The 12,935-nt window shown below is 74.4% G+C and carries 13 protein-coding genes; 7 read left to right on the forward strand and 6 right to left on the reverse strand.

The window, feature by feature from the left end; genetic code table 11:
• Positions 1–253 precede the first annotated feature (253 nt).
• The 7 genes from HET64_RS28470 to lgt all read left to right on the forward strand — a co-directional run bounded on the left by HET64_RS28470 (position 254) and on the right by lgt (position 6,238).
• Positions 254–805 carry a DUF2752 domain-containing protein gene (locus tag HET64_RS28470; RefSeq protein ID WP_215110035.1) on the forward strand — a complete coding sequence of 184 codons (552 nt, stop codon included), beginning with the start codon at positions 254–256 and terminating at the stop codon, positions 803–805.
• Between the two features lie 135 nt (positions 806–940).
• Positions 941–1,750, forward strand: a complete 810-nt coding sequence (gene trpC, locus HET64_RS28475; protein ID WP_010064524.1) for an indole-3-glycerol phosphate synthase TrpC — start codon at positions 941–943, stop codon at positions 1,748–1,750.
• 17 nt (positions 1,751–1,767) lie between these two features.
• Positions 1,768–1,980, forward strand: a complete 213-nt coding sequence (gene trpM / locus HET64_RS28480; protein WP_215110024.1) for a tryptophan biosynthesis modulator TrpM — start codon at positions 1,768–1,770, stop codon at positions 1,978–1,980.
• A 139-nt stretch (positions 1,981–2,119) separates the two neighbouring features.
• A complete protein-coding gene (gene trpB, locus HET64_RS28485; protein ID WP_215110025.1) occupies positions 2,120–3,406 on the forward strand; it encodes a tryptophan synthase subunit beta in 1,287 nt (428 codons plus the stop codon).
• A complete protein-coding gene (trpA, locus tag HET64_RS28490; protein ID WP_215110026.1) occupies positions 3,403–4,215 on the forward strand; it encodes a tryptophan synthase subunit alpha in 813 nt (270 codons plus the stop codon). The genes trpB and trpA overlap by 4 nt, the downstream gene beginning before the upstream one ends.
• Before the next feature lie 75 nt (positions 4,216–4,290).
• Positions 4,291–5,151, forward strand: coding sequence for a thioredoxin domain-containing protein (locus tag HET64_RS28495; protein WP_215110027.1), 861 nt, complete (start codon positions 4,291–4,293; stop codon positions 5,149–5,151).
• 97 nt (positions 5,152–5,248) lie between these two features.
• Positions 5,249–6,238 carry a prolipoprotein diacylglyceryl transferase gene (gene lgt / locus HET64_RS28500; RefSeq protein ID WP_215110028.1) on the forward strand — a complete coding sequence of 330 codons (990 nt, stop codon included), beginning with the start codon at positions 5,249–5,251 and terminating at the stop codon, positions 6,236–6,238.
• Between the two features lie 61 nt (positions 6,239–6,299).
• Here lgt and HET64_RS28505 read toward each other — a convergent pair whose 3' ends face one another.
• The 6 genes from HET64_RS28505 to HET64_RS28530 form a co-directional block, all read right to left on the reverse strand.
• Positions 6,300–7,166, reverse strand: a complete 867-nt coding sequence (locus HET64_RS28505) for a CoA ester lyase (RefSeq protein WP_215110029.1) — start codon at positions 7,164–7,166, stop codon at positions 6,300–6,302.
• Complete coding sequence (locus tag HET64_RS28510) at positions 7,163–8,362, reverse strand: CaiB/BaiF CoA-transferase family protein (RefSeq protein ID WP_215110030.1); 1,200 nt, start codon at positions 8,360–8,362, stop codon at positions 7,163–7,165. Before HET64_RS28510 ends, HET64_RS28505 begins: the two co-directional genes overlap by 4 nt.
• The gene (gene rbsK / locus HET64_RS28515) at positions 8,359–9,243 is read right to left on the reverse strand and encodes a ribokinase (protein WP_215110031.1); all 885 of its coding nucleotides are present in this window, start codon (positions 9,241–9,243) and stop codon (positions 8,359–8,361) included. The genes HET64_RS28510 and rbsK overlap by 4 nt, the downstream gene beginning before the upstream one ends.
• The gene (locus HET64_RS28520) at positions 9,240–10,607 is read right to left on the reverse strand and encodes an ADP-ribosylglycohydrolase family protein (RefSeq protein WP_215110032.1); all 1,368 of its coding nucleotides are present in this window, start codon (positions 10,605–10,607) and stop codon (positions 9,240–9,242) included. Before HET64_RS28520 ends, rbsK begins: the two co-directional genes overlap by 4 nt.
• Positions 10,604–11,800: an ADP-ribosylglycohydrolase family protein gene (locus tag HET64_RS28525; protein WP_215110033.1), complete on the reverse strand. Its 1,197-nt coding sequence runs from the start codon at positions 11,798–11,800 to the stop codon at positions 10,604–10,606. The genes HET64_RS28520 and HET64_RS28525 overlap by 4 nt, the downstream gene beginning before the upstream one ends.
• A partial coding sequence (locus tag HET64_RS28530) for an ADP-ribosylglycohydrolase family protein (RefSeq protein ID WP_215110034.1) occupies positions 11,724–12,935 on the reverse strand: 1,212 nt, incomplete at its 5' end. The genes HET64_RS28530 and HET64_RS28525, both read right to left, overlap by 77 nt.

Consider the following 12,935-nt stretch of genomic DNA (forward strand, 5'->3'; position numbering starts at 1 on the left):
CCCGGAAGCCGCACCGCAGGGCGTCGGCCTCTGGAACATGCCGCTGACGGTCTGCCCGACCCCCGACATGGCCCGGCCCACCCCGGCCGGCCCGGCGTGCGAGGACGGGTCCCGTGCCATCCCGGCCCGTCCGGCGTCTGAGGACGGAACGCCGGCGGTAGGCCCCCGAGCCCGTCCGGCGTTCGACGACGGAACTCTCGCGATGGGCGCCCACCAAGCCCGTCCGGCGTTCGACGACGGAACCCTCGCCGGGGTGGGCCCGGAGCTCACTGGCCCCTCGGGCGAAGGGCCCTCGCAGACGCCCGGCCCCCAAGGCCACGGTTCCGTCCCCAAACGCCGGACGGGCTGGACCGGCGCCCCCGAACGCCCGGAGGGCGGGACGGGCACGCCCGAACCGGTCCGCCCGGCAGGGCGGGTGCGCCGCCTCGCCACCCCCATCGGTATCCTCGCCGCCGTCGCCGGGGCCTTCGCGTACGTCGGCACCGTCGACCCCAACGAGTCCGGCCACTACCCGGTCTGCCCGCTGCTCAAGCTGACCGGCGTCCTCTGCCCCGGCTGCGGCGGGCTGCGCAGCGCCCACGCCTTCATCCACGGAGACCTCGGCGCGGCGCTCGAAGCCAACGCGATCGCGACCGCCGGCTACTTCCTCTTCGCCGCGGTCTGGGCCCTCTGGCTGGTCCGGGCCTGGCGCGGACAGCCCCTGCGTATCGGTCTCGCACCCGTCTGGTGGTGGGGTGTGGGCGCTGTCCTGCTGGTCTTCACCGTGGTCCGGAATCTGCCGTTCGGCTCGGCCCTGGCCCCCTGAACGGCCGGGTCGTCCCACGGAGTGACCAGGAAGTGGGACGCGACGTGGCCGGATGCGAGCCCCGGGGCATCCTGCGGATACCATCGGTAGGGCTGATCCAGTCCACCGTCAACCGTTCGGAAGGGGGCCGCTCGCGTGAGTGTGCTCGACGAGATCATCGACGGCGTTCGCGCCGACCTCGCGGAGCGGCAGGCGCGCGTCAGCCTCGACGAGCTGAAGGAGCGCGCGGCGCGCGCTCCCCAGGCCAAGGACGGAGTCGCCGCCCTGCGCGGCGAGGGCGTGACCGTCATCTGCGAGGTCAAGCGCTCGTCCCCCTCCAAGGGGGCCCTGGCCGCCATCGCCGACCCGGCCGCGCTCGCCGCGGACTACGAGGCGGGCGGCGCCTCCGTCATCTCGGTGCTCACCGAGGAGCGCCGCTTCGGCGGTTCGCTCGCCGACCTGGAGGCCGTCCGCGCCAAGGTCGACACCCCGATCCTGCGCAAGGACTTCATCGTCACCTCGTACCAGCTGTGGGAGGCCCGCGCCTACGGCGCCGACCTCGCCCTGCTGATCGTCGCCGCCCTCGACCAGGAGGCCCTGGTCTCCCTGATCGAGCGCGCCGAGTCGATCGGGCTCACCCCGCTCGTCGAGGCACACGACGAGGAGGAGGCGGAGCGTGCCGTGGACGCCGGAGCCAAGATCATCGGTGTCAACGCGCGCAACCTGAAGGACCTCAAGGTCGACCGCTCCACCTTCGAGCGCGTCGCCCCCGAGATCCCCGACCACATCGTCAAGGTCGCCGAGTCCGGCGTCCGGGGCCCGCACGACCTGATCGCGTACGCCAACGCGGGCGCCGACGCCGTCCTGGTCGGCGAGTCCCTGGTCACCGGCCGCGACCCGCGTGCCGCCGTCGCCGACCTCGTCGCCGCGGGCGCCCACCCGGCGCTCCGCCACGGCCGCGGCTGACCGGGGACGAAGCGACCATGACCGACCGTCCCGTGCCCCGCACCCGGCTGGGCCTCCGCCCGGCCGGGGCTCGGGCCCGGGATCCGCACGCCCCGCTGGCGCGCGGGTGCAGGCCCCGGGGCTGCCGCGCCCCCGCCCGCCGCGTGCACGGCCGGCGCGTCCGGTATGTCATCGGCGACGAGCCCGGCCAGGTGAACGGCATGCGATGGCGCCCGGGGTCCGCGCTGTAGGCGAGCCCCGGCCGACGTACCGCAGTACCCCTTCTCGTACGTACGACCGTTCCGCCGCGACCGCATGCCGGTCGCGGTGGCGCTCGCCCCTCCGCGCATCCGGTGCATCCATCCGTTGCCATGCCAAGGAGTACGTCGCATGTCGTCCGACTTCTTCATTCCGGACCCCGAGGGTCTGATCCCCAGCGCCGAGGGCTACTTCGGCGCGTACGGCGGCAAGTTCATCCCGGAGGCGCTCGTCGCCGCCGTGGACGAGGTCGCCGTGGAGTACGACAAGGCCAAGTCCGACCCCGCCTTCGCCGCCGAGCTCAACGAGCTCATGGTCGACTACACGGGCAGGCCCAGCGCGCTGACGGAGGTCCCGCGCTTCGCCGAGCACGCCGGCGGCGCCCGGATCTTCCTCAAGCGCGAGGACCTGAACCACACCGGCTCGCACAAGATCAACAACGTGCTGGGCCAGGCCCTCCTCACCAAGCGCATGGGCAAGACCCGTGTCATCGCCGAGACCGGAGCAGGCCAGCACGGCGTCGCCACGGCGACCGCCTGCGCCCTCTTCGGCCTCGAATGCACCATCTACATGGGTGAGATCGACACCGAGCGCCAGGCGCTGAACGTCGCCCGGATGCGGATGCTCGGCGCCCAGGTCGTCGCCGTGAAGTCCGGCTCGCGGACCCTGAAGGACGCCATCAACGAGGCGTTCCGCGACTGGGTCGCCAATGTGGACCGCACGCACTACCTCTTCGGTACGGTCGCGGGACCGCACCCCTTCCCGGCCATGGTCCGCGACTTCCACCGCGTCATCGGCGTCGAGGCCCGCCGCCAGATCCTCGAGCGCGCCGGCCGCCTCCCGGACGCGGCGGTCGCCTGCGTCGGCGGCGGCTCCAACGCCATCGGCCTCTTCCACGCCTTCATCCCCGACGCCGAGGTCCGCCTGGTGGGCTGCGAGCCCGCCGGGCACGGGGTGGAGACCGGCGAGCACGCGGCGACCCTCACCGCCGGGGAGCCCGGCATCCTGCACGGTTCGCGCTCCTACGTCCTCCAGGACGACGAGGGCCAGATCACCGAGCCGTACTCCATCTCGGCGGGCCTGGACTACCCCGGCATCGGCCCGGAGCACGCGTACCTCAAGGACGTCGGGCGCGGCGAGTACCGCGCCGTCACCGACGACGCGGCCATGCAGGCCCTGCGCCTGCTGTCCCGCACCGAGGGGATCATCCCGGCCATCGAGAGCGCCCACGCCCTCGCCGGTGCCCTGGACCTCGGCAAGGAGCTCGGCAAGGACGGGCTGATCCTCATCAACCTGTCAGGCCGCGGCGACAAGGACATGGACACCGCCGCCCGCTACTTCGGGCTCTACGACGCCGACGCCGCCGTCGAGGCGGACGCCGACAGCGACCGCGCCGAGATCGAGGGGGACGCCAAGTGAGCGGCAACATCGAGCTGTTGAACACCACCCTGGCCGCCACCAGGGCCGCGGACCGGGCGGCGCTCATCGCCTACCTCCCGGCGGGCTTCCCGACCGTCGACGGCGGCATCGAGGCGGTCAAGGCCGTCATCGCGGGCGGCGCGGACATCGTCGAGATCGGGCTCCCGCACAGCGACCCGGTCCTCGACGGGCCGGTCATCCAGACCGCCGACGACATCGCCCTGCGCGGCGGTGTCCGGATCGCCGACGTGATGCGCACGGTCCGCGAGGCGCACGAGGCCACCGGCGTCCCGATCCTGGTCATGACGTACTGGAATCCGATCGACCGCTACGGCGTCGAGCGCTTCACCGCAGAGCTGGCCGAGGCCGGCGGCGCCGGGTGCATCCTGCCCGACCTGCCGGTCCAGGAGTCCGCGCTGTGGCGCGAGCACGCCGACAAGCACGGCCTCGCGACCGTGTTCGTCGTCGCCCCCAGCAGCCAGGACGCCCGCCTCGCCACCATCACGGCGGCCGGAAGCGGCTTCGTCTACGCCGCGTCCCTGATGGGCGTCACCGGCACCCGCGCCTCCGTCGGCGCCCAGGCCCAGGACCTGGTGGGACGCACCCGCGCCACCACCGATCTCCCGGTCTGCGTCGGCCTCGGCGTCTCCAACGCGGCGCAGGCGGCCGAGGTCGCCGGGTTCGCCGACGGCGTCATCGTCGGCTCCGCCTTCGTCAAGGCGATGCTGGACGCCCCCGACGAGACCGCCGGTCTCGCCGCCGTCCGCTCCCTGGCGGGCGAACTGGCCGAGGGCGTTCGAAAGCGCTGAGCCCTGGAATCACCCGAATGGGTGGATTGTGGACCGGGGAGGCGCGGAGGTGCCTCCCCGGTTCGTTCCCCGGGTGTGAGCGACAAGATCCCTGAGCGAAACAGAAGCGCGCGTGAGCGCCTGGCCCAGCAGCGCGAGCGGGAGAAGGGGCGCGAGAAGCGCCGCCGGACGCTGATCGTCGCCTCGGCGGTGGTCGGGGTGCTCGCCCTGGCCGCCGTGGTCGGCCTGATCGCGGCCAACGCGGGCAAGGACGACGGCGGCGACACCGCCTCCGGCCCCGCGGTCGCCCCTTCGGGCGCGATCGGCGAGGACGCCCTGACCCTGCCGGTCGGCGCCGCGGACGCCCCGTCCACCCTCACGATCTGGGAGGACTTCCGCTGCCCCGTCTGCGCCCAGTTCGAGACCGCCTTCCGGGACACCATCACGGAGCTGGCGGACGACGGCCAGGTCAAGGTGGAGTACCACCTGGCCACGATCATCGACGGCAATCTCGGCGGCACCGGGTCGCTGCGCGCCGCCAACGCCGCCGCGTGCGCCCAGGACGCCGGCAAGTTCGCGCCCTATCACGACGTGCTCTTCGCCAACCAGCCTCCGGAGCCGGACGACGCCTTCGGCAAGAACAGCCGGCTGATCGAGCTGGCCGGTGAGGTCGAGGGGCTCGACACACCGGACTTCCGCAGCTGTGTGGAGGACGGCGAGCACGACAGCTGGGTGAAGAAGTCCGACACGGCGTTCCGCGAGGGCGGCTTCCAGGGCACGCCGACGGTGCTGCTCAACGGGGAGTCCGTCTTCCCGGGCAAGGGCGACGAGCAGATCTCCCCGGAGAATCTGAAGAAGTGGGTCGCCGCGGCCAACAAGGGCAAGAAGCCGGGCACCGCCACCCCGTCCGGCCCGGCCGACGGATCCTCCGACCCGTCGTCGGCCCCCGCTTCCTGAGCGCACCCCGCCCACCCGTGGGAGCGGTCCCCGTTACCCAGAAGTTGCCGGGGAGCTTGCCGTACCCACCGCCCGGCAGGGTAGCGTCGACCTCGCCATGAATCTTGCCTTCATCCCCAGTCCGTCGACCGGCGTGATCGAGCTCGGCCCGATCCCGCTCCGCGGCTACGCGTTCTGCATCATCATCGGTGTCTTCGTCGCCGTCTGGTTCGGCAACAAGCGCTGGGTAGCCCGGGGCGGCAAAGCCGGCACCGTGGCCGACGTCGCTGTCTGGGCGGTGCCCTTCGGCCTCGTCGGCGGCCGGCTCTACCACGTGATCACCGACTACCAGCTGTACTTCAGCGACGGTGAGGACTGGGTCGACGCCTTCAAGATCTGGGAGGGCGGCCTCGGCATCTGGGGCGCCATCGCGTTCGGCGCCGTCGGGGCCTGGATCGCCTGCCGCCGCCGGGGCATCCCACTGCCCGCCTGGGCCGACGCGCTGGCCCCGGGCATCGCCATCGCCCAGGCCATCGGCCGCTGGGGCAACTGGTTCAACCAGGAGCTGTACGGCAAGCCCACCGACCTCCCCTGGGCGCTGGAGATCAGCGAGGGCCCGAACCGCGTCGCCGGGACGTACCACCCGACCTTCCTGTACGAGTCGCTGTGGTGCATCGGCGTCGCGCTCCTGGTCATCTGGGCCGACCGCCGCTTCCGGCTCGGCCACGGACGGGCGTTCGCGCTGTACGTCGCCGCCTACTGCGCGGGACGCGGCTGGATCGAGTACATGCGGGTCGACGAGGCCCACCACATCCTCGGCCTCCGCCTGAACGTGTGGACCGCGATCATCGTCTTCGTCCTCGCCGTCGTCTACATCGTGATCTCCGCGAAGATCCGTCCGGGCCGCGAGGAGATCGTCGAGCCCGACCGGGACGCCGCCCTCGCGAAGAAGGACGGCCCCGCCGACGAGAACGGCTCCGACGAGAACGGCTCCGCGAAGGCGGACGCCGCCGAGAAGGACCCGCTCACGAAGGACGAGCCCGGCAAGGACACCACCGCCGAGAGCGCCGAAGCGGCCGGCGCAGCCGGGGCAGCCGAGAAGAGCTGACCGGCCGCGCCCTTCGGGCGCACCCCCGCACACCTCCCGCTCGCCGGGCGGGCCCGCAGTCTCAGGCCCGCCCGGCGAGCGCAATCGTTCTGCGGGCGGACGCCACCACCGCCGCGTCCACGAACCTCCCGTCCGGCAGCGCCAGCGCCCCCGCCTCCACCGCCGAGGCCGCGACGATCTCCTCGGCCGCCTCGATCTCCTCGGCCGTCGGCCGGAACGCCCGCTCGATCACCGGCAGCTGGCGCGGGTGGATCGCCGCCCGGCCCAGCATCCCGAGCGCCCGCCCCCGCCCGCACGACGTCCACAGCCCGTCCAGGTCCCGGACGTCCGGGAACACCGACTGGGCGGGCGGCGGAAGAGCCGCCGCCCGGGCCGCGACCACGACACGGCTGCGCGGCCAGTCGAGCCCGGCGTCCTCCCGTACGCCCAGGTCCGCCCGCAGGTCCGCCTCGCCCAGGGCGATGCCGCGCACGGCGTGATGGGCCGAGGCGATCGAGTACGCGTGCTCGACCGCGAGCGCCGACTCCAGCAGCGGATACAGCGGTACGCCCGGGGCCACGGCCGCCACATGGTGCACGGAGACCGCGTGGGTGATCTTCGGCAGCCGGAACGCGGCCAGCCCCGGCAGCTCCGCCAGCGCCCGGATGTCGTTCTCGCCGTGCACCCGGACATGGACCGGTACCGCGTCCGGGGCCGCCGTGACCTGGTCGCCGAGGAGTTCGGCGGTGGCGGAGCGCGCGTACTCCTTACGGTCCGGGGCGACGGCGTCCTCCAGATCGACGATCACCACGTCCGCCCCGCTGCCCAGCGCCTTGGCCACCACCTCCGGCCGGTCCCCGGGCACGTACAGCCAGGTCAGCGGTGGCCGGCCGACGGGCGGCGGCGGGCCGTCCGGCAGCGGCGGGGCCGGGATCGGCCGGCCGGTCACAGCGCCCCCTGGTCGCGCAGCGCCGCGATCCGGGTCTCCGAGAGGCCGAGGCCGGCCAGGATCTCCTCGGTGTCCGCGCCGTGCGGGCGGCCGGCCCACCGGATCCCGCCGGGGGTCTCCGAGAGCCGGAAGAGGACGTTCTGCATCCGCAGCGGCCCCAGCTCCGGGTCGTCGACCTCGGTGAGGGTGTCCAGCGCCCGGTACTGCGGGTCCTCCATCACCTCCCGTACGTCGTGGATCGGCGCGACGGCCGCCTCCGCCTTCTCGAAGCCGCCCAGCACCTCCTCGCGGCTGTGCCGGGAGATCCAGTGGCCCACGGCCTCGTCCAGCTCCTCGGTGTGCTCGGCCCGGGTGGTGCCCGCGCCGAACCAGGGCTCGTCGATCAGCTCCGGGCGGCCGACGAGGCGCATCACCCGCTCGGCGACCGACTGGGCGGAGGTGGAGACCGCGACCCAGTGGCCGTCGGCGGTGCGGTAGGTGTTGCGCGGCGCGTTGTTGCGGGAGCGGTTGCCGGTGCGCGGCTGGACGTAGCCGAGCTGGTCGTACCAGAGTGGCTGCGGGCCCAGCACGGTGAGGATCGGCTCGATGATCGCCAGGTCCACCACCTGCCCCTCGCCCGTCTTCTCCCGCCCCGCGAGCGCGGCCATCACCGCGTACGCCGTGGCCAGCGCCGCGATGGAGTCCGCGAGCCCGAACGGCGGCAGCGTCGGCGGCCCGTCCGGCTCCCCGGTGATCGCCGCGAAGCCGCTCATCGCCTCGGCGAGCGTGCCGAAGCCGGGGCGGTGGGCGTACGGCCCGAACTGGCCGAAGCCGGTGACCCGGGCCAGCACCAGACGCGGGTTGACGGCGTGCAGCTCCTCGGGGCCCAGGCCCCAGCGCTCCAGGGTGCCGGGCCGGAAGTTCTCGACGATGACGTCGGTCTCGGCGGCCAGCTGGAGGAGAACGTCCCGGCCACCCGGGGCGGACAGATCCAGAGTCAGGGTGCGCTTGTTGCGGCCGAGCAGCTTCCACCACAGGCCGATCCCGTCCTTGGCGGGCCCGTGCCCGCGCGAGGGGTCCGGTTTACGGGGGTGCTCGACCTTGATGACATCGGCGCCGAAGTCCCCGAGCATGGTGGCCGCGAGCGGTCCGGCGAAGAGGGTGGCCAGGTCGATGACCTTCAGCCCGGTCAGGGGTCCTGCTGCGGTGGCGCTCATGAGGCCTCGATCTCGCTGCGGTAGGGCATGGACGGGGACGCCCCGGGCTTCTGTACGCAGAGCGCGGCGGCCGAGGAGGCGAACGCCACGGCCTCGGCCACCGGGCGCCCCTCGCCGAGTGCCACGGCCAGCGCCCCGACGAAGGTGTCCCCGGCGCCGGTCGTGTCGACGGCGGTCACCGAAGGGGCCGCGAAGAGCACCGGCTCGCCGCCCCGGGCCGCGTACAGGCAGCCCTTCGCGCCGAGCGTGACGATGACCTCGGGCACCCGGCGCAGCAGGATCTGCGCCGCGGCGTGCGGCTCGGCCTGCCCGGACAGCTCGGCGGCCTCGTGCTCGTTGGGCACCAACAGGTCGATGTGGTCGAGGAGTTCGTCGGGCAGGGGCTGCACGGGGGCAGGGGTGAGGATGGTCGTGACGCCCTGGGAGCGGGCCGCGCGGGCTCCTTCGACGACGGCGGACAGCGGGAGTTCGAGCTGTGTGAGCAGCAGGTCGGAGGCGGCGATCGCCGCGATCTCGCCGGGCCCGAGCGCGGTGACGACGCCGTTCGCCCCCGGGACCACCACGATCGCGTTGGACCCGGTGTCGTCGACCACGATGTGCGCGGTGCCGCTGGGCCCTTCGGCGGTGTGCAGGAGATCGGTGTCCACCCCCGCGTGTTCGAGGCCGTCGCGCAGCAGGGTGCCGTAGGCGTCGTCGCCGACCGCGCCGATCATCGTCACCTCCCCGCCCGCGCGGGCGGCGGCGACGGCCTGGTTGGCGCCCTTGCCGCCGGGGACCGTCCGGAACTCCCGGCCGGTGACGGTCTCGCCGCGTCCGGGGGCGCGGGCCGTGTAGGCGACGAGGTCCATGTTGGTGCTGCCGAGCACCGCGATGCGGGTCATGGGCGCAGAGCCTCCTGATGGGTCAGTGCGGCGAGGGTGTCGAACCCGGTCCGGTCGAAGCCGGGTACGGAGGTGGCGAGCCGGTTCTTCAGCGGAGCCGTCCACTGCTCGGGCAGGGCGTCCGGCCCGCCCGCCAGGAGTCCGGCCAGTGCTCCGGCGGTCGCCCCGTTGGAGTCGGTGTCCCAGCCGCCGGAGACCGCGCAGCCGACCGACCGGGTGAAGTCGCCGTCGGCGTGGGTGAGGGCGGCGGCCAGCAGCGCGGCGTTGGGCAGCACGTGCACCCAGTGGTGGGTGTCCGCGTAGACGGCGTGCAGCCGGTCCACGACGGCGTCGAACTCCCCTTCCTTGCGGGCGGTTTCGATGCCGAGGCGGATCGCGCGGGCGTACCGCGAGCGCGGCGGCACCACCCGCAGTCCGGCGGCCAGGCAGCCGTGCACATCGCTCTCGCCGCCGGCCGCGACGGCCAGCGCGGCGGCGGTGAACATCGCGCCGTACACCCCGTTGCCGGTGTGGGTGAGGACCGCGTCGCGGTGGGCCTGGGCGGCGGCCCCGGCCGGGTCGCCGGGGTGGGTCCAGCCGTGCACGTCGGCCCGGATCTGCGCGCCGATCCACTCCCGGAACGGGTTGCGGAAGCGGGCGGTGTCCGGCGGCTCGACGCCCGCCAGGAGGTTGCCGTACGCGATGCGTTCGGCGGTGAACGTGCGGCCCGCCGGGAGTTCGTCGAGCCAGAGCCGGGCCACGTCGGCGGTGGTGAAGGAGCGACCGTGGCGCTGGAGCAACAGCAGGGTGAGAAGCGGGTAGTTGAGGTCGTCGTCCTCCGGCATGCCGTCGATGTTCTCGGCCAGGGAGGTGGGGGCCGAGCGGCGGTTCCAGGGATGGGCGGCGAGCAGCCCGGCGGGCACCCCGCGTGCGGTGAACCAGGTGGTCAGCGGCCAGTTGCCGGTGGCCCGGGCCAGGGCGCGGATGGCCTCCAGCGGCAGCTTCTCCACCGGCTTGCCGAGCAGACAGCCCGCCGCCCGGCCGAGCCAGGCCGCGTGCAGCCGGTCCTGCCCGATGACGGGTGCGGCCTCGGGCGGCCCGGGCCAGTGCGGGCAGGCGGCCACGATCTCGTCCAGCCCGGTCGGCTCGTCAGCCGCCAACGGGCGATCCAACACGGCGAGTTCGTCGAGAAGCCGTTCGGCCAGTGCGCGCAGGCGCGGCGGTGCGGGCGGCTCCGATGCGCCTGCCCGGTCCGGGGCGGGGGCGCCCCCGGCCGCGTACCACCGCTCCTCGATCTCCCGGGCGTCCCGGCCGTCCTGTGCGGCCTGCCGCAGCTCGTGACCGACCAGGTCCTCGGGCTGCACCCAGGTGAGACGGACGCTCACCGCTCACCGGCCAGCGCGCCGAACGCCTGCTCATGGGCCCGGCGGCGCTCCAGGTCCCGGGCGAAGACCTCCCGGGCCACCTGCGCCAGCACCCCCGCCGGGGCGGCCAGGTCCAGCCGGCTCGCCTCCGCGACCGTGGCGGCCCAGTCGGCGGGGACCCCACCGCCCAGCGCGCCCACGATCGCCCCGCTCATCGTCGCGATGGAGTCGCAGTCCCGCCCGTAGTTCACCGAACCGAGCACCGTACGCCGGTAGTCACCGCCCCCCACCAGCAACATCCCGAGCGCGATGGGCAGTTCCTCGATGGCGTGCAGCCGGGAGGGGCGGCGTGCGCCGAGCGAGGGGTTCCGGTAGTCGGCGCCGACCGTGTCGAAGGGCTCCACGGCCGCCCGCAGCGGGGCGAGCGCGGACTCGAAGTCCTCGTGGCGCACGGCCACTTCGGCGACCGCCTCGATCGCGGAGCGGGTGCCGTCCCTGGCCGTGGAGAGGGCCGCGTCGACCACGGTGCCGGGGGTGGCGCCCGGGCGGCAGGCGGCGGCGACGGCGGCGGCGAAGACCCCGGCGGCCTCCCGGCCGTAGGAGGACTGGTGGGGGGCCGCGACCTCCAGCGCCTCGGTGTACGCGGCCTCCGGATGACCGGCGTTGACCAGCCCGACCGGGGCCATGTACATCGCCGCCCCGCAGTTGACGATGTTGCCCGCACCGGCCTCGCGCGGGTCGACGTGACCGTAGTGCAGCCGGGCCACGATCCACTTCTCCGCCAGGAAGATCCGCTGGAGGGGGAGGGCCTGTGCCTCCAGCTCCGGGATCCAGCGGGGGGAGAGCAGGTCCGGCACGAGGTGGTCGGCGACGGCGTACGCGTCGAGGTGGTCGCGGACCCGGTCGTAGACCCGGATCAGGGCGTGGGTCATCAGGGTGTCGTCGGTGACGTGTCCGTCGCCCTTGTGGTACGGGGCGATGGGGCGCGCGGTGCGCCAGTCCTCGCCGTACCAGGGGCCGACGATCCCGGTCACCCGGCCGCCGTGGCGCTCGGCGATCTGCTCGGGGGTCCAGCCCTCGACCGGCCCGCCGAGGGCGTCGCCGACGGCGGCTCCGACGAGGGCCAGGTGGACGCGTTCATCGAGTCCGGGCGTGGTGGGGGAGGAGGGGCGCGGGGCCGAGAGCGCGGCTTCCATGGCCGTTGTGGGCGTCATGCCGGAATTGTCCACCCGGGACGACCGGTTCCGTGGCTGCCAGCAGCCCGGCGAGTTCGATCAGGTCCGTGCCCGCGAGCCGGGGCAGCGCACAGCCCGCCAGCGTCCGGCACGCCTCGCGCCAGCCCGCCGGTACGGCGGTGACCGAGCCGATCGCCCCGGTCAGCGCCCCGGCCAGGGCGGGTGCGGAGTCCGCGACCCGGGACAGGCAGGCGGCGGCCGGGATCGCCTGGGCGATCTCGCCCCGGGCCGCGGTGGTGAGGGCCAGGGCGACCGGCACGGTCTCCGCCGCCGCGATCCCGTAGCTGTAGACGTGGTCCACGATCTGGTGTTCCAGCACCGGGACCAGGGCGAACGCCCCGGCGGGCTCGTCGGCGAACTCCCGGGCCAGGCGGACGGCGTGCGCGGCGTTGCGGGCGATCTCGGTGCCTTCGGGGAGCTGGGCGAGGGCCGCGTTCACCACGGTGTCGACGTCCGCCCCGGCCAGGGCCGCGGCGATCGCGGCGGCCACGGCCCGTGCCCCGTGCACCCCGTCGCCGTCCTGGGTGTAGCGGGCGTCGAACTCGGCGAGCGCCGCCGCCTCTTCCGGGTCGCCCGGGTGGACCACGGCGAGGACGGCGGCCCGTACGCAGGCGGCGTCGTCGAAGTAGTGCGGGTTGTCGTGCCCGGTGGCGGGGGGCCGCAGCCCGGCGGCCAGGTTGCCGAGCCCGGCCCGCACCGAGATGCGGGCCCGCAGCGGGAGCACCGCGGCCTCGACCTCGGGGGCCCGGGCGCTGGCGGCGGCGACGGTGGCGGCCAGCGCGTTCCAGGCCCGGTCGACCGCGTCCCGCATCCGGCGGCCGGGGGCCAGGCCCACCGCGTCGTCGGCCGCCGCCAGCACCGTACGGGCGGCGAACGCGGCCCACTCGGCGTCGTCGGACGGGCCGAGCCGCAGCGGCTCGGGCGGCTGGTTGAGGGCGATGGGCACCGGGAGCGTGGTGGTGGCGTTCTGCTCGGCGAAGGTGTCCAGCTCCCGGGTGAGCCGCCGGGTCCACTCGGGCATCCGGGCCGCCCGGTGCCGGGCGGCGGGCCACCCGGCGGCGTCGCCCGCCGCGAGACCGAGCAGCAGCCCCTCGATCCGGGCGCGGCGGGAGGG

The sequence above is a fragment of the Streptomyces sp. McG3 genome (genome assembly GCF_018619185.1).
GTDB lineage: Bacteria > Actinomycetota > Actinomycetes > Streptomycetales > Streptomycetaceae > Streptomyces.